The organism is Rhodococcus sp. C3V (genome assembly GCF_029269915.1).
Classification (GTDB): domain Bacteria; phylum Actinomycetota; class Actinomycetes; order Mycobacteriales; family Mycobacteriaceae; genus Rhodococcus_F; species Rhodococcus_F qingshengii.
Genome location: NZ_JARJBE010000001.1, coordinates 487,662 through 509,478 on the forward strand (window position 1 = coordinate 487,662; position 21,817 = coordinate 509,478).

At 60.8% G+C, this 21,817-nt stretch carries 24 protein-coding genes and 1 pseudogene; 12 read left to right on the forward strand and 13 right to left on the reverse strand.

The window, feature by feature from the left end; genetic code table 11:
* The first annotated feature begins 85 nt into the window (after positions 1 to 85).
* From P3G66_RS02445 to P3G66_RS02470, 6 genes and pseudogenes are all read left to right on the forward strand, one after another.
* Entirely contained in the window at positions 86 to 439 is a 354-nt protein-coding gene (locus P3G66_RS02445; protein ID WP_007731459.1) for a helix-turn-helix domain-containing protein, read from the forward strand.
* A gap of 155 nt (positions 440 to 594) precedes the next feature.
* The gene (locus P3G66_RS02450; protein WP_021332067.1) at positions 595 to 762 is read left to right on the forward strand and encodes a hypothetical protein; all 168 of its coding nucleotides are present in this window, start codon (positions 595 to 597) and stop codon (positions 760 to 762) included.
* A gap of 26 nt (positions 763 to 788) precedes the next feature.
* Positions 789 to 1,130 (forward strand): annotated as a pseudogene (locus P3G66_RS02455) (transposase); the annotation flags it as partial.
* A gap of 175 nt (positions 1,131 to 1,305) precedes the next feature.
* Complete coding sequence (locus tag P3G66_RS02460) at positions 1,306 to 2,268, forward strand: DUF389 domain-containing protein (RefSeq protein ID WP_073513615.1); 963 nt, start codon at positions 1,306 to 1,308, stop codon at positions 2,266 to 2,268.
* A 543-nt stretch (positions 2,269 to 2,811) separates the two neighbouring features.
* Positions 2,812 to 3,660 carry an alpha/beta hydrolase gene (locus tag P3G66_RS02465; protein WP_063315824.1) on the forward strand — a complete coding sequence of 283 codons (849 nt, stop codon included), beginning with the start codon at positions 2,812 to 2,814 and terminating at the stop codon, positions 3,658 to 3,660.
* A 190-nt stretch (positions 3,661 to 3,850) separates the two neighbouring features.
* The gene (locus P3G66_RS02470; protein WP_003939828.1) at positions 3,851 to 4,054 is read left to right on the forward strand and encodes a PspC domain-containing protein; all 204 of its coding nucleotides are present in this window, start codon (positions 3,851 to 3,853) and stop codon (positions 4,052 to 4,054) included.
* 9 nt (positions 4,055 to 4,063) lie between these two features.
* Here the strand turns inward: P3G66_RS02470 and P3G66_RS02475 are convergent, their stop codons facing one another.
* On the reverse strand, positions 4,064 to 4,723 hold the full coding sequence (locus tag P3G66_RS02475) for a TetR/AcrR family transcriptional regulator (protein ID WP_080712681.1): 660 nt from the start codon (positions 4,721 to 4,723) through the stop codon (positions 4,064 to 4,066).
* A 99-nt stretch (positions 4,724 to 4,822) separates the two neighbouring features.
* On the opposite strand from P3G66_RS02475, the gene P3G66_RS02480 reads away from it, so the two are divergent.
* Entirely contained in the window at positions 4,823 to 6,319 is a 1,497-nt protein-coding gene (locus P3G66_RS02480; protein ID WP_003940566.1) for an MFS transporter, read from the forward strand.
* Between the two features lie 49 nt (positions 6,320 to 6,368).
* On the opposite strand, the gene P3G66_RS02485 is transcribed toward P3G66_RS02480, so the two are convergent.
* Positions 6,369 to 7,076: a TetR/AcrR family transcriptional regulator gene (locus P3G66_RS02485; RefSeq protein WP_007731468.1), complete on the reverse strand. Its 708-nt coding sequence runs from the start codon at positions 7,074 to 7,076 to the stop codon at positions 6,369 to 6,371.
* Positions 7,077 to 7,217: 141 nt separating this feature from the next.
* Between P3G66_RS02485 and P3G66_RS02490 the strand changes: the two genes are divergently transcribed.
* Together P3G66_RS02490 and P3G66_RS02495 are read left to right on the forward strand one after the other, a co-directional pair.
* Positions 7,218 to 7,655, forward strand: coding sequence for a GtrA family protein (locus tag P3G66_RS02490; protein WP_020908979.1), 438 nt, complete (start codon positions 7,218 to 7,220; stop codon positions 7,653 to 7,655).
* Between the two features lie 50 nt (positions 7,656 to 7,705).
* Complete coding sequence (locus tag P3G66_RS02495) at positions 7,706 to 8,476, forward strand: ABC transporter permease (protein ID WP_276116139.1); 771 nt, start codon at positions 7,706 to 7,708, stop codon at positions 8,474 to 8,476.
* Between the two features lie 523 nt (positions 8,477 to 8,999).
* Here P3G66_RS02495 and P3G66_RS02500 read toward each other — a convergent pair.
* Positions 9,000 to 10,481, reverse strand: coding sequence for an NAD(P)/FAD-dependent oxidoreductase (locus tag P3G66_RS02500; protein WP_073513614.1), 1,482 nt, complete (start codon positions 10,479 to 10,481; stop codon positions 9,000 to 9,002).
* 76 nt (positions 10,482 to 10,557) lie between these two features.
* Positions 10,558 to 11,016, reverse strand: coding sequence for a DUF5990 family protein (locus P3G66_RS02505; RefSeq protein WP_042452701.1), 459 nt, complete (start codon positions 11,014 to 11,016; stop codon positions 10,558 to 10,560).
* A 38-nt stretch (positions 11,017 to 11,054) separates the two neighbouring features.
* Between P3G66_RS02505 and P3G66_RS02510 the strand changes: the two genes are divergently transcribed.
* Positions 11,055 to 12,209 carry a lipase family protein gene (locus P3G66_RS02510; RefSeq protein WP_047271110.1) on the forward strand — a complete coding sequence of 385 codons (1,155 nt, stop codon included), beginning with the start codon at positions 11,055 to 11,057 and terminating at the stop codon, positions 12,207 to 12,209.
* A gap of 33 nt (positions 12,210 to 12,242) precedes the next feature.
* On the opposite strand, the gene P3G66_RS02515 is transcribed toward P3G66_RS02510, so the two are convergent.
* The 5 genes from P3G66_RS02515 to P3G66_RS02535 form a co-directional block, all read right to left on the reverse strand.
* Positions 12,243 to 12,575, reverse strand: a complete 333-nt coding sequence (locus P3G66_RS02515; protein WP_276116140.1) for a CD225/dispanin family protein — start codon at positions 12,573 to 12,575, stop codon at positions 12,243 to 12,245.
* Between the two features lie 73 nt (positions 12,576 to 12,648).
* Entirely contained in the window at positions 12,649 to 13,176 is a 528-nt protein-coding gene (locus tag P3G66_RS02520) for a hemerythrin domain-containing protein (RefSeq protein ID WP_030535215.1), read from the reverse strand.
* A complete protein-coding gene (msuE, locus tag P3G66_RS02525; RefSeq protein WP_019745144.1) occupies positions 13,173 to 13,739 on the reverse strand; it encodes an FMN reductase in 567 nt (188 codons plus the stop codon). Before msuE ends, P3G66_RS02520 begins: the two co-directional genes overlap by 4 nt.
* Positions 13,740 to 13,747: 8 nt before the next feature.
* Complete coding sequence (locus tag P3G66_RS02530) at positions 13,748 to 14,806, reverse strand: LLM class flavin-dependent oxidoreductase (RefSeq protein ID WP_054781093.1); 1,059 nt, start codon at positions 14,804 to 14,806, stop codon at positions 13,748 to 13,750.
* A gap of 11 nt (positions 14,807 to 14,817) precedes the next feature.
* Positions 14,818 to 15,321, reverse strand: a complete 504-nt coding sequence (locus P3G66_RS02535) for a MarR family transcriptional regulator (RefSeq protein ID WP_064443762.1) — start codon at positions 15,319 to 15,321, stop codon at positions 14,818 to 14,820.
* 158 nt (positions 15,322 to 15,479) lie between these two features.
* On the opposite strand from P3G66_RS02535, the gene P3G66_RS02540 reads away from it, so the two are divergent.
* On the forward strand, positions 15,480 to 16,781 hold the full coding sequence (locus tag P3G66_RS02540) for an HNH endonuclease signature motif containing protein (protein ID WP_276116141.1): 1,302 nt from the start codon (positions 15,480 to 15,482) through the stop codon (positions 16,779 to 16,781).
* A 95-nt stretch (positions 16,782 to 16,876) separates the two neighbouring features.
* Here the strand turns inward: P3G66_RS02540 and P3G66_RS02545 are convergent, their stop codons facing one another.
* The gene (locus P3G66_RS02545; protein ID WP_064443764.1) at positions 16,877 to 17,839 is read right to left on the reverse strand and encodes a sensor domain-containing diguanylate cyclase; all 963 of its coding nucleotides are present in this window, start codon (positions 17,837 to 17,839) and stop codon (positions 16,877 to 16,879) included.
* A gap of 173 nt (positions 17,840 to 18,012) precedes the next feature.
* Between P3G66_RS02545 and P3G66_RS02550 the strand changes: the two genes are divergently transcribed.
* On the forward strand, positions 18,013 to 19,281 hold the full coding sequence (locus tag P3G66_RS02550; RefSeq protein WP_050654800.1) for a VWA domain-containing protein: 1,269 nt from the start codon (positions 18,013 to 18,015) through the stop codon (positions 19,279 to 19,281).
* Between the two features lies 1 nt (position 19,282).
* Here P3G66_RS02550 and P3G66_RS02555 read toward each other — a convergent pair whose 3' ends face one another.
* The 3 genes from P3G66_RS02555 to P3G66_RS02565 all read right to left on the reverse strand — a co-directional run bounded on the left by P3G66_RS02555 (position 19,283) and on the right by P3G66_RS02565 (position 21,736).
* Positions 19,283 to 20,374: an alpha/beta fold hydrolase gene (locus P3G66_RS02555; protein ID WP_064443765.1), complete on the reverse strand. Its 1,092-nt coding sequence runs from the start codon at positions 20,372 to 20,374 to the stop codon at positions 19,283 to 19,285.
* A 170-nt stretch (positions 20,375 to 20,544) separates the two neighbouring features.
* On the reverse strand, positions 20,545 to 21,171 hold the full coding sequence (locus P3G66_RS02560) for a superoxide dismutase (RefSeq protein WP_003940303.1): 627 nt from the start codon (positions 21,169 to 21,171) through the stop codon (positions 20,545 to 20,547).
* Positions 21,164 to 21,736, reverse strand: a complete 573-nt coding sequence (locus P3G66_RS02565) for a flavin reductase family protein (protein ID WP_042451450.1) — start codon at positions 21,734 to 21,736, stop codon at positions 21,164 to 21,166. Before P3G66_RS02565 ends, P3G66_RS02560 begins: the two co-directional genes overlap by 8 nt.
* Positions 21,737 to 21,817: the final 81 nt, after the last annotated feature.

The following is a 21,817-nucleotide window of genomic DNA, read 5'->3' on the forward strand; positions in this document are numbered from 1 at the left end:
TCGACCGAGCAACACCCGGTAAAGCTAGTTGCTAGTAAAAAAATAGTGCCTACGGATACGTTAGCACTGTGGCTAGGATGGTGGGGTGGCAAGCAAGAGCGAAGCGGGACACGAGCCCCGCGCATGTGACGGGGCTCTGGCCCGCGCGTTCGGCTTCCTGGGCAAACGGTGGAACGGCGTCATTCTCGGCACGCTGCTGAACGGGCCGGCGGGATTCTCCGAACTCAAGCGCGCGGTGGGCGGGATCAGTGATTCGGTGCTCTCGGAACGCCTGACGGAGTTGGCAGGGGCAGGCCTGGTGACGAGGAGCGTCGATGCAGGTCCGCCCATCGCCGTGGAGTACGAACTCACAGCGTCGGGGCAGGCGCTGCTCCCCGCTCTCAGTGAACTGACAACGTGGGCCGCCGAAAATCTGCCACCCGAGAGTTGCTCGAACTGAGCGCTAGCTCGAACGGCAGTTCAGCGACTGCGCGGGTCCTGTTTCTGCCAGTTGTTATTTCCTTACCGTTTTTCCCGGGCGATACTGGCCGAACATTTGTCGGTTCGGGGCTGCCTGGGGACGCCGGGTATGGCTCTTTTTGTGCTGCTGTTCGCATGGCTGAAGGAGAACGGCCGCCCGGTGTTCTCGACGACTCGATCTATCAATCGCCTGACGGACTTCGAAAATTCGGCCGGACGAAGTCGGAAGTGTGGTTCCGGAACAAGAAGGCATACAACGCCTCTCGGATTGACGACGCCGCGGTCGAGGCCGCAAACGGGTAGTTGGTGCGGGTGGCTGGGCAGATGTCGCCGCCACGGGTGGTGACGTGTCTGCGTTCGGAAGCGCAGACAGATTGGCCGGCATCTCAGGGTCTAGCGCCTGTGCCGCGAGATTCGGGCCGAGTCAGTGGAAATCTGCGCCGGCCGCGCAGGTACGACCGCAGGCTGTTGCGGGCCTTCTATCTGTCCGCGCAGCACAGTATCCGGCACAACGCTCAGTCGTAGGCTTTTTGTACCCGCAAACGGGCCGAGGGGCAGTGTCATACGCAGGCGGTTCTTGCGTTGGGAGGCGGAGACTGAACGTGTGGTGGGCGCTCCTCCGCGATAACGCGATCTATCAACTTGGACCGACTACCGCCGCGGCTGCGTGAGCGCCCTAGCGACTGACGCAGTGCGGTAGATGTATGTGCGCCGGGGGAGTGTGGCTCGTAGCGCTGAGAATCCACGGTGTTGAGACATGTCCGAGCCCGCTATGGTTTCCGGTGATGGACCGGCCGTCGATGCTGCCTGCACCCGAGGCCACCGCCGGCTGAAGGAGACAATACTGTGCTGCATCTGCGTGTCATCTCGCCGAGTGAGCGGACCGGAGATGTGCTGAACATGTTGGCCGCCGAACCTGGGGCTACTCATGTGACACTCGCACTCAGAGCCGCTGTCGATCCGCCGGGAGATGTGATCGAGGCCGATGTAGCCCGCGCATGCGCGAACGACGTGCTTGCCGCGTTGACTGCTCTGGACCTGGTGAGGGCTGGCGGTATTTCGTTCGAGCCGGCGGGAACCATGCTGTCCCTCTCCGCAGAACGGGCGGACACTGCGGCCCCGAGAAGTCCCGACGAGACAGTGGTGTGGGAGCAGTTGCTCGGTCAGGTGCGCGAAGGTGCCCGACTGACTCCGGCGTTCCTGGCCTTCCTGGTGATCGCGTTTTTGCTCTCGGCAGTCGGTGTTGCCACGGCGTCGCCGCTGACCCTGGTCGGTGCAATGGTGGTGGGGCCGGAGTTCCGGCCGCTGGCAGCGCTTTCAGTGGGTCTGGTACGTCGAGACAAAGATCTCGTGCGAAATTCGATTCGTACACTCGCGATCTCGTTTCCGGCCGCGATGGCCCTCACCGGCCTGGCTACCTTGCTGTGGATTCGTCTGGGCTGGGTCGGAATCGGCGATGTCGAGAACGCCCGCGCATTCGACTTCATCTACGAGGTGGGGCCGTTCTCACTGGTGGTAGCACTGCTGGCGGGAGCGGCTGGCATGCTGGCAACGGTCACCTCTACCTCTACGGTCCTGGTGGGGGTGTTCATCTCGGTGACGACGGTGCCAGCTGCGGGATTGGCGGTCGTTGCGGTCTTCGCAGGTAAGTGGAATGTCGTGCTGAGTTCGCTGGCTCAGCTCGGTGTCAATCTGATCGGTATCGTGCTCGCTGGAGTAGTTGTGCTGCTGCTGTTCTCGTTGCCCCGATCCGGTCGCCAATGGAAATCAGTCACGCGCCGGGACGCCAGGCCTGGCACATCGCCGTAGGCGCCTGACCCACTGCCGGAACTGGACTTTCGAGGCTTCAGGCTGACAGCTGTCTTGCGGATCGGTGGGAATGTCTGCGCCGACAAACGTCGCGACAAACAGATCCGGCATGCGAACTGTCGGATCTGGGTACCGCTGTCTGTACCGATCATGGCTTCCAGGCTGGTTGCAGCGACTGGAAAAGGGGATCAATCGAGCCGCAACCGATTGGCCGCGTGACTTCACTCAGACCCTTCGGACCTGCAGCGCCGACGGCTCTGCCGGAGGAAACGGCCTGCCGCAGTGCTTGACAAGACTTGTCGAGCTTCTCCTTGGTAGCGACGAAACATCTACGCAACGTAGATGCAACGTAACCAAAACTAGTGTTCTGGATCACACAGTGTTCGTGTGGTCGAGAGGCCTTTGGTCACGAATCTGTGGGCAGAACGGGTCCTGGTTCGCTACCGGTGGTGGATGAGGACAAGGTTCCGCGGGTTGAGCACACAGCTCGCGGAACCGCCCCACCACACGCCCCGACGAGGGCACCGGCCGACAGGAGTTCAGGTGTCCGTAGTTGCGGAAGTCCCGGCGATCGATTTCGCGGAGACCGAATTCGATTGGGCGCAGCGATCGACGCTGATTCGTGAAGTCGACCCACTCGTTCCGGGGCCACCATCCTTGGCGATGTGTCTGAGCGAGCCGACGCGCGGACTGGTCGACATCGCTTCACTGCTTCTCGCGGCTCCGTGGTTGCTTCGATCGCCGCGTGGGGACGGGCATCCGGTCCTCGTTCTCCCCGGATTGCTGACTTCGGACGTTTCGACTCTCGCCTTGAGGACATACTTGAGCTTTCTCGGATACCGGGTTCACGGTTGGAATCTGGGTCTGAACACCGGTCCGACGGCGACGGTGGTCGACGGACTGCCTGCCGCATTGGCCGAGGTAGCAGATCGATACGAGCAGAAGGTGTCGGTAATTGGCTGGAGTCTGGGCGGTATCTACGCTCGAAAGCTGGCGAGGGACCTGCCGGATTCGGTGCGTCAGGTAGTGACACTGGGAAGTCCTTTCGGTCTCACCAGTCTGGAGCAGACGAGAGTCGGATCTCTCTACGCTCGTTTGTCCGGCAATCACGCGATACTGCCTCCGGTCGACGGCATCGAATCCGAACAGGGATCGCCTATTTCCGTTCCCGCCACGTCGGTCTACTCCAGGCACGACGGTATCGTTCCATGGCAAGCGTGCTGTGAAACCTCGGCAGGCCTGTCGGAAAGCATTGCGGTGCAAGGCAGTCACATGGGGTTGACCCACAACCCGTCGGCGTTGTGGACCGTTGCCGATCGTCTGGCGCAGGACGTCGACAACTGGCAACCTTTTGCGGCTCCGAAACGGCTTCGACGCATGTTTCCCTGCTGAGGTGCGAGGCTGAGGTCCGAGGCCGGGGTGTGGGGGAGAACCCTGAGTCCGACGCGGGGACGGACTCGTACCTGAGGACACACCGCGTCGGAAAAGATGGGTCCATGGCCTGATGCGCACAGGTGGATCGGCAGCGGATAGTGGAGGTCGACGCGGATGAACCGCGAGTTCCGTTGAAAGGAAACAACACATGACCTCCCCGATGAATACCCGCAAGCTCACCCGCGCCCGCTCGGGAGCAATGTTCGGTGGGGTGTGCGCCGGAATCGCTCGGTACTTCGGTTGGAAGTCGTCGACTGTCCGCTTGCTGTTCGTACTCTCGTGCCTGCTGCCCGGCCCGCAGTTTCTGATCTACATCGTGATGTGGATTTTCATTCCTCGTGAGCAGATCTGACCGAACCGCTCAACGGCGGCGGTCTTTCAGGCATTGCTTGGCCTCGTGCAATTCCTCCGAACTCAGTGGAGGAAGGGGCAGTGCGTCACGGTGCAAGCCCTCCGTGCGTAGGCCGTCGAGCATTACCGAGAGGTATCGACGCCACACGGTCGGGTTGACGGGCTGAGCAAATTCGGTGACTGCGCCCACCATGAAGATGAGGCCGAACAGGTCCGTCGGTACGGCGTCGGTGCGCAGCATCCCGGCCTCCTGGGCCCGGTAGAAGATCCTCTCGACCGACGGTTCGATGATGGATCGTTGGCATGCGACTTGCTCGCATCCCTCGTCGGTTCCGTTCAGGACGTCTTTGAGTCCGCGGTTGACCGACATACGGCTGCAGGCGAATTCGGCAAAGGTGACAAGTCCGTCCCACGGATCCGGATTGGCAAGTGACGCGTCCGCGGCCGCTGCCATGTCGGCGAAGTTCTGCTGGAAGACTCCGTCGATCAATTCTTCTTTGCTGGCGAACCGCCGATAGACCGTTCCGACGCCGACCCCCGCGCGCCGGGCGACGTCGTCGAGTGTGACGTCGATCCCTTCTTCGGCGAACAATTCACGTGCGGCGTCGATGATCAACTGCCGATTACGTGCAGCATCGGCGCGAAGGGGGCGCTCCATTGCGGTACTCATGTCCCCACTCTACCCGCCAAGTGGAGACAGCCTCTCCGTTTTGGTGTAGCGTTTTTGCTAACCGGAGAAGCCATCTCCGCATAGGTTGGGCGAGGGACTATGTCAGACATTGCTGAACGGACTGAATTCGAGCAGTCCTCAGCGCCTTCAGGGGACAACCACGCAAAGCGGTGGCTGGTTCTCGCGGTTCTGGGAATTGCGCAGCTGATGGTGGTCTTGGATGCCACCATCGTCAACATCGCGCTGCCTGCTGCGCAGCGCTCACTGGAGTTCGGTGATTCGGACCGCCAGTGGATCATCACGGCATACGCATTGGCGTTCGGCAGTTTGCTGCTACTCGGCGGTCGATTGAGCGACTTGTTCGGGCGCAGGCGAACTTTCATCGTCGGCCTGATCGGCTTCGCAGTCGCTTCCGCCATCGGTGGCGCAGCCGTCAACTTCGAAATGCTTGTTGCCGCTCGTGCCGGCCAAGGCGTATTCGGTGCGCTCCTTGCCCCGGCAGCCCTGTCGCTGCTGTCCGTGACATTCACGGATCCAGGTGAGCGTGCCAAGGCGTTCGGTATCTTCGGTGCCGTTGCCGGTGGTGGTGGCGCCATCGGACTGCTGCTCGGCGGCGCACTCACCGAGTGGGTCGACTGGCGCTGGTGCCTCTTCGTGAATCTCTTCTTCGCGGCGATCGCTCTGGTCGGAGCAGTCCTGTTGCTCGCGCCGCACACCAGTGACTCGCGACCCAAGCTCGACATCCCCGGAACGATCCTGGTGTCGATCAGCTTGTTCAGCATCGTCTTCGGATTCTCGAAGGCCGAGTCGGACGGGTGGAGTGCAACTCCCACTATCTCGTGGCTCGTTGCCGGCGTCGTGTTCATGGCGGCGTTCATCTACTGGCAGACCAAGTCCGAGCACCCACTTCTTCCGCTGCGGGTGGTCCTCGACCGAATCCGGGCGGGCTCGTACCTGGCGATCTTCCTTTCCGGCGCAGGCATGTTCGCAGTCTTCCTGTTCCTGACGTACTACATGCAGCTGATCCTCGGGTACAGCCCGATCATGACCGGCCTCGCATTCATGCCGATGGTGTTCGGAATCGTGACAGCGGCAACGCTTTCGACAGCGGTTTTGCTGCCGCGCGTCGGTCCGCGAGTGCTGATCGTGAGCGGAATGGTCATCGCGGCGATCGGAATGACTCTGCTGGCCCAGATCTCGGTGGACAGCACCTATGCAGTCCACATTCTGCCGGGGCTCGTCGTCACCGGACTCGGCATGGGCAGCATTTTCGCCCCGTCGATGCAGGGAGCAACTTCAGGCGTGCATCACGAAGATGCCGGCGTCGCATCTGCCACGGTCAACACGATGCAGCAGGTGGGCGGCTCGATCGGAACTGCACTGCTCAGCACGATTGCCGCCTCGGCTTCCACCAACTACCTGGTGGGCCGCGAGATGAATCCGCTGACTCAGGCGCAGGCCGCCGTCGAGAGTTACACCACGACGTTCTATTGGGCCGCAGGCATATTCGCGGTCGGTGCGGTCTTGACCGGACTGGTTCTTCGGAGTGGACTGCTTCCGGATTCGCCGGAAGGTGAACCGGTAATCGCCCACTGACAGCAAATTTCGGGGTCGACGCCGCAATGGCGTCGACCCCGAAATCGACTCAGCAGTTCTTCCCGGGCGTTGCCTGAAACCGATGAAGGACGTGATCGAGTTGCTCGGAGGACAGCGCCGGCACGGGCAGTTCCCGATGGTCGGTGCGGGACGCGCAGAGTCCGTCGATCATGAACCCGAGTGCGCGGCGGTAAGCCTGAGGGGCCTCGTCGCCACCGAACTTCTGGGCCATCTTGACGACCTGCATGAGAAGTGGAATGTCGTTGACTTCGAAGTCGCTGCGCAGGGTGCCCTGTTCCTTGGCGCGATTGACAAGTACTGCAGTGTGTCGAGCGATCCCGGCGCGCGCGCGAGCGAAGGTGTCGGACGTGAAGCGTCCGTCCATCAGGAGATCGCCGAATCCGCGGTTGTCTGCCATGCGCAGAGAGATCACGTCGAGAAAGTAGACAAGACCTTCCCAGGCGTCGGGCATCTCTCGGGCGGTGGCGGCGATCGTTTCGATCTCGGAACACCGCGTGTCGAACAGTGCCTGGATCAGTTCGTCCTTGCTGGCGAACCGGCGATAGACGGTGCCGACGCCGACGCCGGCGTGCTTCGCGACGTCCGCCAGCGTGGCGTCGAGTCCTTGGGCAGCGAACACCTCGCGAGCGGAGTTGAGGATGCGCTCGAGGTTGGCCTTGGCGTCGGACCGAAGGCGCGGCTGTGAGCAGTCGGCCGAGGTCCCCGCATGAGAAGCGTCGGGGTGTGTTGTCGGCATCCTCACAGTCTACGGCACTAAGCGGAATGATCGATTCCGTTAGTGCTATATTACTAAGCGGAACGTGTGGTTCCGATTGTCCGTATGAGAGAAGCCGATATGAGCACGTCTGACATCTGGGTCGGGAGCAATCCGATCTCGATGGTGGGTACGCGGAGTGCAGGTTTCGCGGCAACGAGGCTTCGCGCCCTTGCCGGCGACGGCGCCTTTGCTCAGCTCGTTCGTTTTGCCCTCGTCGGCGGAGCCAGCAACATCTTGTACTTTGCCGCTTTTCTGGCGCTGCGCGGTGACGGAGCGCTGGTCGCCAACGCAGTTGGTGCGGTCTTGAGCACCATTCTGGCCAACGAACTGCATCGCCGGCTCACCTTCCACGCCGCGGATCGCGTCAACTGGTTCACCGCGCAGTGGGAAGGCGGTGGACTCGCACTGGTCGGGTTGATCGCCAGTTCTGCCGCCATCAGTGCGCTCGGCTTCCTTCTCCCAGGCGCCGACGGGCTTCTTCAAGCCGGGCTTGTGATCGCCGTGAGCGGAATTGTCGGTGGCCTGCGATTCGTCGCCCTTCGCGGTTGGGTGTTCTGAGCGGTTCTCGAATTCGGATCGGACTCGGCTCGTAGGGAACACTGAGACCCATGAGCCTTTCGATAGCCGACTCCGGCATCCGTCTGGCTGTGCTCTGCATCGTCATGGCACTTGTCGCCACGCTCGTCTACCGATTCACCTATCTCGGTAGCGTTCGGGTGGTCCCCGGTGCCCTCGCTCGTGGCGCTCTTCAGCTGGCTGCGATTTCGTTGATCCTTGCCGCCGCCTTGGCCCACATCTGGTCGGCGCTCCTCGTGCTCGCCGGCATGTTCGTTGCGGCGTCTTTCACCGCGGCACGACGCTCGAACGCGGGGACGTCCGGAGTTTGGCTGACCATCGCGTTGGCGTCGGGAATCGGTGTGGTTCTGCCACTGATGCTGCTGTCCGGAGTGGTTCCGCTGCAAGGCGTCGCTCTGGTGCCGATCGGCGGCATTGTTCTGGGTGGCGCGATGACTGCAACATCGATGGCAGCCAGACGCGGACTCGACGCCGTCGACGACCGGTACGGGGAAGTGGAAGCAGCACTGAGCCTTGGATTTTCCCAACGCGATGCGCGGTGGGAGGTAGCCCGCACCGCTGCCTCCGATGCTCTGCTGCCTGGAGTCGACCAGACACGCACCGTCGGCCTCGTGACATTGCCCGGAGCCTTTGTCGGTGTGTTGCTCGCGACGGGATCGGCCGTTCAGGCCGGTGCTGTGCAAATTCTTGTATTGGCAGGGTTGTTGTTGGCACAAACCTGCTCGGTGGCCGTGGCGTTGGAACTCGTCGCCCGCGGTTTCGTCTTTCGAGGTCAAGCTGTCAGGCCTGCGCGAGTTCGTTGATCTTGTCGCTGCGAAGGACGCGGCCGGGAAGATCGGGGGTGTTTGCCGCGAGGGTGATCATTGCCCTGCCGATGTTTTCACTGGTGGTCACGCTGCTGGGCCACACCCTGCGTAAGAGTGGGTGGAGAGGCACGGAGATTTGATACGACCGTGTCGATTCGTGAATCGTCCATGTATTCGACCAGCACTCTGTTGCCGACCATCACAACGGAACGGACTGGAGATCATCCGGCCGGAATGGCCAACTGAACGCTTGACCTGCAATTATGAGTCCATTTTGATCCGACTCGCGACTAAAGTCCCTACAAACCGGCTGGACGGTCGGCTGAAAATAGTTTTATGGACGAAGGAGTTGATGAAATACACGTTCTCGGATCGGAGTCCGCCGGTCGAATGGTAGAGGCGTCGGCGATCATCGTTCTCGGTGCGCTCTGTGCAGTAGTCGCAGGTTCGGGTGTGTTCTTTGTCGTCGGATCGATTGGTGGCTTCGCCCGATTGCTCTACCTGGTTGTTCGTGGTCCGCTCAACTCTTGCTCGGTTCCGGCGTCGACTGTCGAGCTGGCGCCTTCGAGAACGTCATGTGGTCGTTGATGCTCCCGAACGTCGAGTGAAGACGATCAAGGATGTAGTTCTGACGCATGTTCCACGGTGACTTCGATCCCTGCTTCGGGAACTGTTCCACAGCACGCATGACGTACCCCGACGCCAGGTCCAGGATCGGCCGCTGGTCCATCTCTTCGCTCGCGTGCGGCACGCACTTCGAATAGCCGCGCTTGTCCATCTCCGTCAGCAGTCGGCAGACGTACATCGACGTGAGATCTGCTCGCAGAGTCCACGAGGCGTTGGTGTAGCCGACGCACATCGCGAAGTTCGGTACGTCGCTGATCATCATGCCCTTGTAGACGTAACGATCACCGAGGGTGACGGGTTCGCCGTCCACTTCGATCGACATCCCGCCGCACGCTTCCATCTTCAATCCTGTTGCAGTGACGATGATGTCAGCTTCGAGTTCGCGACCTGACGCGAGACGAATTCCGGTCTCGGTGAAAGTGTCGATGCGATCGGTCTCGATCGAGGCCTTGCCGGATCGGAGGGCTTTGAACAAATCGCCGTCCGGTACGACGCACAAGCGTTGATCCCAGGGATCGTAGGTGGGTGTGAAGTGAGGATCGAGTGGGATCTCTTCCGGGAGTTGGCGACTGATCGCGAGGTTCAGCAACCGCTTTGCACGCGCTGGACTGCGCCGGCACAGTTGATAGAAACTCAGGTTCACTACGATGCTCTTCCATCGAGCGATGCTGTGCGCGAGTTGATTCGGCAATACTGCGCGGATGGTGTCCGATACCTTGTCGCTGGACGGCAGAGCCAGAATGTATGTCGGTGATCGCTGGAGCATGGTGACATGGCTCGCGTCGCGCGACATCGTGGGGACCAAAGTGACTGCGGTGGCGCCGCTTCCGATCACAACGATCTTCTTGTCGGAGTAATCGAGATCCTCGGGCCAGAACTGCGGGTGCACTACGTCGCCGCTGAATGATTCACGTCCAGGGAAGTCGGGGGTGTATCCGCCTTCGTAGCTGTAGTAACCACTGCACAGATAGAGGAAGTTGCAGGTCAGGGTTTCATCTTCGTCACCGGTCGTGACAGTGACCGTCCACGTCGAGTCAGCTGACGACCATGATGCGGCCGTCACCTTCCGGTTGTACCGAATCTTCTTGTCGATCCCGTTCTCTCGCGCGGTGTCGCGCACGTACCGGAGGATCGAATCACCGTCGGCGATTGCTTTGGCATCTGTCCACGGCCGAAACGGGTAGCCGAGCGTGAACATGTCGGAATCCGATCGGATGCCAGGGTATTTGAAGAGGTCCCAGGTTCCGCCACTGTTCGCACGGGCCTCGAGGATTGCGTACGACTTGCCGGGAAGCTCGGTCTGGAGTCGATACGCAGCACCGATGCCGGACAAGCCGGCGCCGACGATCAGGACATCGAGGTGTTCGGTGCTCATCAGTTCGGACTCCGTATCGATCGTGTGGGGCCACCGGGCAGACTAAGTGTTCGATCTCCACACTACTGAACGATGCTCAGTAAGGCGAGGATGACCATGTGATCGTCGGCGGTCGGATAGCCGCACACAGTGGTTTACCTGCGGCGTCGGTGAGGCCGAGGTCTCCGTGGAGCATGCCGGAAGCGTCGGCCTCCTCGGCGATGTGCTCGGGGATCGCGTCGAGCATCAGCTTTGCGCGCCGAAACATCTCGAACGTCTGGTCATCGGATACCGTCACCCAGGACAGGTAGATGAAGCGTCCGCGAGGTGGACCCTGGATGTATGGACCGAGTAAGTCCCAGGCACCGGACTTTCGCTCCAGACTCGCTGTCAGTTCCCATCGCACTGTCTCGGTATCTCCCGGTACGAGGTCGAGGATTTCGTGTGGCTTGCCTCGGCGCTGAACGCCGACGTGGATGTTGCTGCGCTCTTCGAAGGTTGCGGTTTCGGAACACTCACGTCCGGGCAGGCTGTGACCGGTGATGATGATCTGCATATCGACATCATGCTCTGCATAGGTCGGGAGGGGTTGGCGTGGTGAGTCGTTCGGGTAGAACCTCTGTTGCGGCCGTGGTGGCGAGCATTCTGTTGTCGGGTCTCGGGTGGGGGTCAGGTGTTGCAGTGGCGACGGCGGACGAACCGGAAGTCGCGGGCGCGCTGGAGTCCTATGGCGAACTCTCGGCCGCAGTGTTTCCGGTCGGCGCCGGTGAGACGCAGCGGGTCGTCTATCGAACTCTGCGTACCGCTGACAGATGGGGAGAGTCGTCAGGGTCCGTGTTTCTGCCGGAAGGCGCCCCACCGGCGGGCGGTTGGCCCGTCATCTCCTATGCCCACGGAACTTTGGGCAGTGCGGATCAGTGTGCACCCTCGTCGACCGGATTCGGTCCGGGCGAGATCGAACCGATCGAACGCTGGTTGGAGCAGGGGTACGCGGTGGTCGCTACCGACTACTCGGGAGTTGGTACCGACGGGGTGCTGGCCTATCTCGACGGACATGCCGCCGGGGCGAATGCCGTCGACATCGTGCGGGCCGCGCACGAGTTGTACGGCAATGTGCTGAGTCCGCGGTGGATGGTCGCGGGTTTGTCCGAAGGTGGTCATGCGGCGTACTTCGCGGGACACGAGGCCACCACTCGTGCACCGGAATTGGATTTCCGCGGCTCGGTCGTTGTTGCCGGCCCCACACACATGGAAGGGCTGTTTCCGTTGGGCGGACCGCTGTTTCCCGACTTCGGCATCACCGGGCTGGTGGGATACGCGCTGTACGTTCTGGCCGGGATCGACGATCAACGACCCGAAGAGAACATTCGCGAGGTTCTCTCGCCGCAGGGGATCGAGTGGATGGAAAAGGCTCGGACACTGTGCGCCGGAGATCTCGGCCGCCACATTCGCGCCGAACGAATCCAATTGAGCTCGTTGTTTTCTCGGTCGGTATGGACGCCACGCTTCCACGATCTGTTTCGCGAGATGATGCAGGTGCCGGTCGACGGCTACGACCGTCCACTGCGCGTGGTGCAGAGCGTGTCGGACACAACGGTTCCTGTCGCCCTTACCTGGGCGCAACTGGTCGACATGCGTTCGCGGGGAACGCAGTTCGAGTATCAAGAACTCGCCGGAATCAGCCACGGTCAAACGACGGTCGCTTCGATGGACCAGACCATGGAGTTCGTCGATCGATTGATGAGGTGATGTCCTGGTGGTGTGGTTGACCAGGGTGGCTGTTCAGCGCATACGCCGCGGACCGTAATCGTGGCCACCGTTGGCGAACCACACGATTGCCGCACTCGCGTACAGGATGCAGACCAGGAGTAGTAGGCCGCCTGCGATCCACAGCGAGATCTGACCGAGCCGTTTCACTCGATCGGACGCATACCGCGACCCGGCCATATCGCCGTCAGCCCACAGCGGATACACGTTGAAGGCGTGCGTGAAAGCGGAGAAGGAAAGCGGCCAGAAGAACAGCAGCGAGACCACTGCCCAGCCCGCATTGACGGGTGGTCGAATCGGGTGCTGAGGAACGGATTGCTGGACAGTGGGTTGATCCGGGGTGGTCATGGGGGGCTCCTGACATGAGGTGGCCCTTTCGACGCTACTGCGATGGAGCTGAAGAATCACTGAGTGTGCGCGATCAGCCGTAATGCCAGTCGCGATCCATCCGTCGGAAGTACGGAAAGAGTGTGGCCTCCTCGAAATCGAGGTGCGACTGCATATGATCCGCCAATTCGGAGATTGCGGCGTGTGCCCGATTGACCGTGGAGGATTCGGTGCTCAGCGCGAGCGACGCACGCTTGGCTTCCGACACGATCTCCCCGACAAGCTTGTGTTCTGCCTGCAGTCGTTCGACCGCAGGGGCCAACTCGGGAAAGTTCCTGGTCATTACCGGGAACATTCGTTGATCTTCGATGGTGTGGTGCAGAGTCAGCGTGTTGCAGTAGAAGTCGCAGTTGACCCGTAGTTGCCAGACGAAATCCGCGATCGTCAGATTGTCGATCATCTCGGGTATCCGAGTCAGATCGGCGGTTTCGTCCGAAAACAGTTGCAGGGCATTCTCGAGTACCTCGATATCGGCTCGCAGAGGTTCGTGAACCTGACGTAGCTGTTCGATCATCCTCAGACCGGCAACTGTTGCCGTGTTGTGCGAATGAGGGGTGTTCACGTCAGCGCAACTCGATCCCGCTCCGCGAGCATCCTCGCTACCGGCAGGACGTCCTTTGCTGCCATCTCGATACGCTCGAATACCTCGGGGTTGAGGATAGTCGTTCCGTCGAAATCACCTGAGCTGAGATAGATCCCGACCGGAGCGGTCAGCGCTTGGAAGAAAGCGAACAGTGGACGCAGGGCATGGTCCAACACGAGAGCGTGGCGGTCGCTGCCACCTGTCGCAGCAAGAATCACCGGAGTGTTGGCAAGCGCGTACTGGTCCACGAGATCGAAGAAATGCTTGAACATTCCCGTGTACGAGCCTCGGAACACCGGTGACGCCGCGATGACGATATCGGCGGACTCGACTGCTGCCAGCGCTTCGGCGGTCACTGAGTCGACGTGATCGCGATCCAGAGCAGATGCAAGACCTGGAATCAGATCCACGATTTCGAAAACTCGTGTGTCGATCTGCTCGAAGTCTCCCAAGGTTTCGACGATCAGGTCGACGAGGGCGCGAGTCTTGGAGGGTTTTTGAAGGTTGCCGACAACGGCAACAATTTTGAGCGGTGTGCTCATCGAAACTCCTATTTTTGGGACGACTTCAGTGATTCGATTTCCTTACGCACAACGGGGGCTACTTCGGTGCCGAGGATCTCGATCGCACGCAGCATGTCCTTCTGTGGCACGTTGCCGAACCCCATCTGGATCATGATGCGGTCATGATGGAACAGTTCGTACTGCGCCATCGTCTTGTCGATGATTTCCTGCGGGCCGCCGAGGAAGAACGCACCCGCGGTGGTTGCCTGCGCTTCATATGCCCTGCGCGGCATGGGAACTCCGTTTCCGCGCTGATGATGATTCTGCATCCACCCGGCCTGGAAGTACGGGTACGACGTGTCGAGTGCTGTTTGCTTCGAGGTATCGACAAATCCTGGCGAAGCAATCGAGACAGCCAGTTTCTTCGGATCGTGTCCGAACTCCGCTGCAGCCCTGCGGTATAGATCGACGAACGGTTCGAACTGTTGGTAACTTCCACCGATGATGGCCAGTGAGAGGGGCAGGCCCAGTTTCGCGGCACGGACGACAGAGGCCGGAGTACCTCCGACTGCGATCCACACCGGAATCTGACGGTCCGGGCGGGGCGTCACGTCACCGTCGATCAGTGGTGGGCGAAGTTGTCCTTCCCAGTTGATCGGGTTCTCGTCGCGCAGTTTCAGTAGTAGATCAAGCTTTTCGGCGAAGAGTTCGTTGTACTGGGACAAGTCGTACCCGAAGAGCGGAAATGACTCCGTGTACGAACCTCGGCCGGCAATGATCTCGGCACGGCCTTCGGAAAGCAGGTCGACTGTCGCGAACTGTTGGAACACACGGACGGGATCGTCGGAACTGAGTACAGTTACGGCGCTGGACAGCTTGATGTTGTCGGTAGCCTGAGCCATTGCCGCGAGCACAACTGCCGGGGCTGAGACTGCGAAGTCGGTGCGATGGTGCTCGCCGACGCCGAAGACATCGAGTCCAACCTGATCGGCAACGGTTGCCTGCTCCACCAAATGGCGAAGGTGGACACCGGGATTCATCATCGCGCCGGTAGTGGGATCTGGGGTGAGTTCACCGAAATGGTAGACGCCCAATTCGAAAGCCATGTTGTTTCTCGCTATCTGTTCGTGGGGGTGATGGAAAGCTGTCCTACGTGCGCATCGCATGCGCCGCCTTGATTGGTGTGATGTGTGGCAAGTCGGGAGGAGAAGCGTTCGAGTACCGGAAGCTCCTCGGTTTCAATGAGATCGGAGAAATATTCGGCGATCCCTCGCGTGTGTATGGCGGACGCTTTTCGAAGCGTCTTCTTGCCTGCAGGCGTCATCGATACCGTCACGACGCGTCGATCGTTGTCCGGTCTAACGCGCTCCACTAATCCGGCCTCGACCAATCGATCGACGACGCGCGTCACGCCACTGGTGGTGACCAGGACCAGTTCGGCCAGATCGCCCATTCGGATCGTGTTTCCCGGAGCTTGGTGCAGTCGGAGCAGAACGTCGTACTGGCCAAGGGTGAGTCCGGTGGTGGTTCGAAGGTCCGCCTCCATCTTGCCGAGGATGACGCTGTGGGAGACGACGAGGTCGCGCCACACACGACCACGTACGTGTTCATCAGTTGTCATCGGTGACGCCCTCCATTTATTTGCGACCGCAAGTATTGCTTACTCAAATAATACGCGTGCGACCGTCGAACTATTCCCTGCTCTTATTTGCGCTGGTAGTGAGGTATTGACTCGAACGCATGTTCGAGTATGATTTGGGGAGGGGATCGGGGGATTCAATGAGTGTCTTGTTGTCGGATGTGGTGTCTGGTTCTGCGGTGGGGTTACGCGGACGTCTGTGGCAGTTGTCTGCTGCTGAGTTGCGCGCTGCTGCTGTCGAGGCGAGTGCGGAGATTCTGCGCCTCGAAGCTGTGCGTGTGGCTGTGGTGGACGAGTTGTCGTTGCGCCCGGATGATCAGGTGATTGCCAGCCGCGGTGTGGGGTCCTGGTTGGCGGCTAACACGATGCTGCAGGTTCGGGACGGGAAGAAGATCGCCGCGTTGGGTGCGGCGTTGCGGCCGTTTCCGGCGGTGGCTGCTCGGTTCGATGGCGGGGATTGCTCGTTCGATCATGCCGTGTTGATCGTGGCGTTCTGTGAGTCACCACCGAAGGGCATGCCGGAGGAAGCGCTCCCTCGCTGTATCGATTTGTTGTTGGCTGCCGCGTCCGGAGTGGAAGCGACAACCACGAAAGTGCGGAACGTGATCGCGACGTTAGAGCGCATTTTCGAATCGGATGAGATTCCGCCCGCCGAGGATGTGGATCGGAATGAGTTGCGGATCGCGTCGACGTTGAACGGTCGGGTGGTGGTGCGTGGTGATTTCGACGCCCTCACCGGAGAAATGCTGCTGTCGGCCCTGTCGAATTTGACGATGCCCACCCCGGCACCGGATGGAACCCCGGATTCTCGGTCGGCAGCGAAGCGGACCGCGGACGGGTTCACCGAACTGATCCGCCGCTATCTCGACTGCGCCAAGACCGGAACCGACGGCGGTCAGCGGCCGCACGTGAACGTGCACATCAACGCCCGCGATCTGGCGGAGCATCGGGACTGCGCCGCCACACCAACTGATGGTGGTGGAGTGGCTGTGTCTGATCTTGATGTCGGGCACATGCCGTGGCTCGGACCGCTGTCCGTTTCGCAGACAAGGCTTCTCGGGTGTGATTGTTTCCTCTCGACCGTGCTGCTCGACGATCACGGCGCGCCCTTGGATGCGCAACCAGGAAAGAGGTTGGTCACCGCCGAACAACGGACTGCGTTGATTGCCCGCGACAGAGGCTGCGCGTTCCCGGGCTGCACATGCGTGCCCGCCTGGACCGATGCGCACCATATCCGGCACTGGGCGAACGGCGGGCCGACGGTGATGAACAACCTGGTCCTGCTGTGCCGTTCACATCACCGACTGATGCACCGGAAATCAGGGTTCGTCGGCAAATGGGAAATCCGAATCGGCGCCGACAACAAACCCTGTTTCATCCCGCCGCCCTCGATCGACCCCGGACAGCAACCCAGGCCGGCGAACACCACCTTCAAAACCTGAGAGGTCAAACCTCTTTGGCGACAACAGAACACGGACCGAGCACCGCATCGAAGGGATCCTCCGATGCGGTGCCAACCGGCCGTGGAGGAGTCGAATCAGTGCTTCGAGCGCTTGTGGCGGTACATCTCCGCATCGGCCGTATCCCAAGTCTCGGAAAGGCTTTGGGTCATGGAAAAGTCGGCTCGACCGATCGAACAACAGACGTCGGCATTCCGGAACGCCTTCTCCAAACACTCGAGCAGGTAGTCGACGGCGCGCGGCTGTGTATCGGGCAGAGCGATTCCGAACTCGTCTCCGCCCAACCGTGAAACCACCGCACCAGGGTGCGCGCACGCTGCCAAGATCTTGCCGGCCCTTTGAACGTATTCGTCGCCCGCGGCGTGGCCGAGTTCGTCGTTGATGGTCTTCATGCCGTCCAGATCGACGATGATGATAGCTCCCGGATCGGCGAATTGGCGGTACCGAGTTTGCTCGGCCTCGAGGATGCGATTCCACCCGCGCCGATTGAGAAGACCTGTCAACGGGTCGGTCTCGGCATCGAGTTGCGCAGTTTCGGCCAGTCGGACTGACTGCGCGCGCTGATAGTCGACATCGAGAATGGTTCCGAGAAGTCGGCACAGGAGATTGAGGAGGGCCAGGTTGTCCTCGAGTGCGGAGTCGCCCGCACTCGGGTCGGCGCCACACAGAGTGCCGAAGAGACTGCCGTCGTTGTGGAGGATTGGGATGCTGAGGTATGCGCCAATGCCTTCCCACCTGCCATCACGGGACAGTGCGCGCACGAGCGCGCGATTCGATGAGACTGGCGGCGCATTTCCGAGTACCACCCCGCTGCACATGGTGTTTGGCCAAGCCCGGGTCTCGCCGACTTCGATGTGAAGTGGGTTGGGTGAGACGGTGAGAAAGATTTGATTGGACCCGTCGAACCGCGTGATCGACCACAGTGCCAGCGGAAGATATTCGTCGAGGTAGGACACGACCGAGCGACTTGCGTCGTCGAAATTCGTCAGAGGTGGCAAGAGTGGCAACATCGGGATGGTGCGCGTCTGGCCGTGCGGCATTTTGACCTCCTGATCGACCCTAGGATTCTGTCGATGTTCAGGCTCTTGGTCCCGCGTGCGACATATCTTCCACGAACAGTCTGCCTCGAGAATCCTCGCGATTGCTGAAAGTGTGCTGTGATTCTTCCGACCGCGGGGCCGTTGATTCTTTGGTGGCCAGCTAATCTTCCGGTATGGAGCTGGCGCGTGGAGCGAACACAGTCGTTGAGGGAACTTCGCTGAAGGTGGCGGTGAACGGTAGCGCCCCGGGCACGGTAGACCTGATGGTGTTCCAGCTCGACGAACGGAACAAAGTACGGGACGACGCAGATTTTGTCTTCTTCAATCAGCCGGTCTCACCCGAAGGCGCGGTGCGCTTGGAGTCCGGCGGCGTCATCGAAATCGACATTGCGAGGTTGCCCGCTGACATCCATCAGCTGAGTGTTGCCGTGGCACTTGATGCGGCGGCAAACGGAACCCTGTCTGCTGTCGGGGGCCTTGGTGTCGTGGTGGAGCAGGTTGGTTCCACCGCCATCGTGGCTCAGGCTTTGGGGTTGACGAGTGAGAGGGCAGCGGTTCTCGTCGAGATCTATCGCCGCGGCGCGGGCTGGAAGCTGCGAAACGTGTCAGCTGGCTGGGACAGCGGATTGGCGGACCTGGTAACAGCATTCGGAGTGTCGGTCGACGAGGAACCGCCGGCTCGACCCGCCGGCTCTGCTGAAACGACAGACGGCATTCGGACCGTGCCCGACGAAGCCAAACTCTCCATGGTGAAGCGGGAGAAGCTGGACCTCCGAAAGCGCGAAGTGGCCAAGGTCCTGCTGACGAAGGGTGGCAACGGAATTCGGGCACGGGTGGTCCTGGTGATCGACAAAACCGGAAGTATGGCCAAGCAGTACCGCACCAGAGTGGTGCATCGTGTTGTCGAACGCATGATTCCCGTTGCGATCCAACTCGATGACGACGGCAAGCTGGAGCCGTACTTGTATGCAGTCAGCTTCGTCAAACTCCCCGAGATCTCTGTCCATGACGCGGAAGAGTGGTCGGATACCTACCTGCACTTGCGCGGCTCGCACGGCGGATTCAACTACGACAAGATCGGCGCCGCAAATCGTGAAGTGCCGATCATGACTGAGATTCTTTCCGGCCTGACACGTGGTTCGGCGCCGACGCTCGTCCTGTTCTTCACCGACGGTGGCTTCAGCGAGCGCAAGGAAATCACGAAATTGATGCGCGAAGCGTCTGGGCTCCCGGCCTTTTGGCAGTTCGTCGGAATCGGCAAGGCCAACTACGGAGTGCTGGAGAAGCTCGACGACCTCGACGGCAGGGTGGTCGACAATGCCGGATTCTTCGCGCTGGACGACATCGACACCGTCGACGACGCCCAGTTGTACACCCGTTTGCTGAGTGAATTCCCGGATTGGCACAAGGCAGCTGTAGCCGCGGGCATCACAACGCCGTGATTTAGCTGGTCGAAACCAACTGCAGTGCATTCTCTTTCAAGAATTCGTCGATGTGCGCCCAGGTGGAGTCTCTCGCGGTGGGGCCGGCAACGAGCCCGAGGTGACTTCCCGGCGCCTTCTCGAACCGGACCGACGGCGCTCCGGTGAGGACCGACGTGATCGCTTCCACCGAAGCGATGGGTGCAATCACGTCAGTGGTGCCGCCGACCGCGAGAACGGGAACGCTCAGAGCTGACAGTTTGATCTCGCGTCCGGCAAGCGTGACGGCGTCGTTGTAGAGATTGTTGCCGAGCATGAGTTGTTCGCAGATCTGCTGAAAAGCCTTGCCAGGGTATCCAGGCATGGCTGCCATGAACTTGTCTATCGATTCCATGCGAGCCAGTGTCTCGGTGTTGTGGAGGTTGCGCATGATGAACCATGGCTTGAGAACTTCGCGCTGCAACGCCGTCACCTTGTAACTCGCCTGAACGAGTGGAGCAGGTAGTCCGCCGACAAGATTGGTCGCGGACGTGAGTGGGGTGTCGCCCGTGTATTTGCCGATCAGCCTCAAGGGGCTGATAGCGGGAATCTTCGTGTAATCGATTGGCGTTCCGATTGCCGTGATCGATGCGATCGGCAGGTCGGAGTGAGCGGAGCCCGTGAGCAGAGACATGGTCCCGCCGAGGCTCCACCCGATCAGCGAAACCGGTGCGCCGTCATGTAGGTCCGAGATCGTACGGATCGCTTCCGGGATGATGTCGTCGACCCAGGCCTCGAAACCCATCCCGCGGTCGGAGTACCGCATGGTCCCGTAGTCGAGGAGGTAGGGCGTGTTCGCCCCATCCAGTAGGTGCGCGGCGAGGCTTTGGCCCGCACGAAGGTCGTAACAGTCGGCTGAAACCGCGAGGGGCGGTACGAGGAGAACCGGATTACCTCTTGGCCTCCACAATGCGCCGAAGCGATACAGATCGCGGTGTGGACCTTCGCTGATCAGTACGGACGGGGTGCGTTCGGTCTTCTCGACACCGTCGCCGAACGAGAGTCCCCATGCATTGCGTGCTGCGGTGTCCAGCGTCGGACGCCACGTCGCGATCAAACCACTGATATCGAGCACTGGTTCCCCTCGGAGTCGAATCGGCGGACGGCCGAGTCAGCCGCGCTCGGTGTATGTTACCTGCCTTCACATACATCGATCTCGGGGGTGTAAAAACCCAGCTCGGCAACGGAGCCACCGTGCCGAGCTGGGCTGATCGGGGTGATATGGCAGTGATCGGGTGGGGACGATCAGGCGGGGACGATCAAGCCGGTCGAGGCTGTGGCCGTCGCGTATCGCTGTGCAACGTCTTCCCAGTTGATGACGTTCCAGTAGGCCTTCACGTAGTCGGCCTTGACGTTCTTGTACTGCAGGTAGAAAGCGTGCTCCCACATGTCGAGCATGAGCAACGGAACGATACCGATGCTGATGTTGCCTTGCTGGTCGGTGAGCTGCTCGATGACCAGGCGCTGCCCGACCGTGTCGTAGGCCAGTACCGCCCAGCCGGACCCCTGCAAAGTGGTTGCTACAGCGGAGAAGTGGTTGACGAATGCGTCGAAGGTGCCGAAGTGCTCGTCGATTGCGGCTGCCAACTCGCCCTCTGGCCGCTCACCGCCGTTGGGGGAGAGGTTCTTCCAGAAGATGGAGTGATTGGTGTGGCCGCCGAGGTGGAAGGCGAGGTTCTTGCTGAGCAGCGGCGCCTTCGCGGTGATCGTGCCGTCTTCGCGCGCAGCAGCCAACTGCTCGATTGCGCTGTTGGCGCCCGCCACGTACGTGGCGTGGTGCTTGCTGTGGTGCAGTTCCATGATCTCGCCGGAGATGTGCGGTTCGAGAGCGGCGTAGTCGTAATCCAGTTCGGGGAGAACGTATTCAGTCATGTGACATGCCTTCCTTTGAGGAAATGTTGTGAGTCGAGAGATTTCGATAGGTTCGATTGTGATAGACGAGCGGCGCTGACATGTGCTGCGGATCGATGACGTCGACGACGCGTGCAGTGACGATCACTGCGGCGCCACATGTAGTGGCATTCAAGGGAACCGCACGCAGGGCGTGGCCTGTCCCATGTAGGAACGGTTCACCCGTCGAGAGAAACGACCAGGGCATATCGTCTCCGAAGCGCACAGCGCCGCGGGTTGCGAACGTGGAAGCCAGTCGTTCGTTCGCCGAATTTGCCAGGTGAACAACAAAACTGCGGGCGGAAGCGATGACGCTCGCAGAGCCTCGCAACGACTGCAGTGAAAACGCCAGAACTGCAGGATCGGCGCTGATCGAGATCACCGACGATGACGTGATGCCGGCCGGGCCGTCATCGCCCGTTGCGGTGATGATCGAGACGCCGGCGGGATGGTTCCGGAACGCCTCGACGAAGGAGTTTCGGATGGACGGCTCCGCATCAACAGAGTCGTCCGAAACAGATTGGGTGCCAACCAGTTTTGTGGTCACTCCTCGCCCCTCTTCTGTCTCGGGTTTTGCTGCCGTTGCACTGTCTTGTGCAATACCGACGTTAAAACCTCGAGTGCAGTT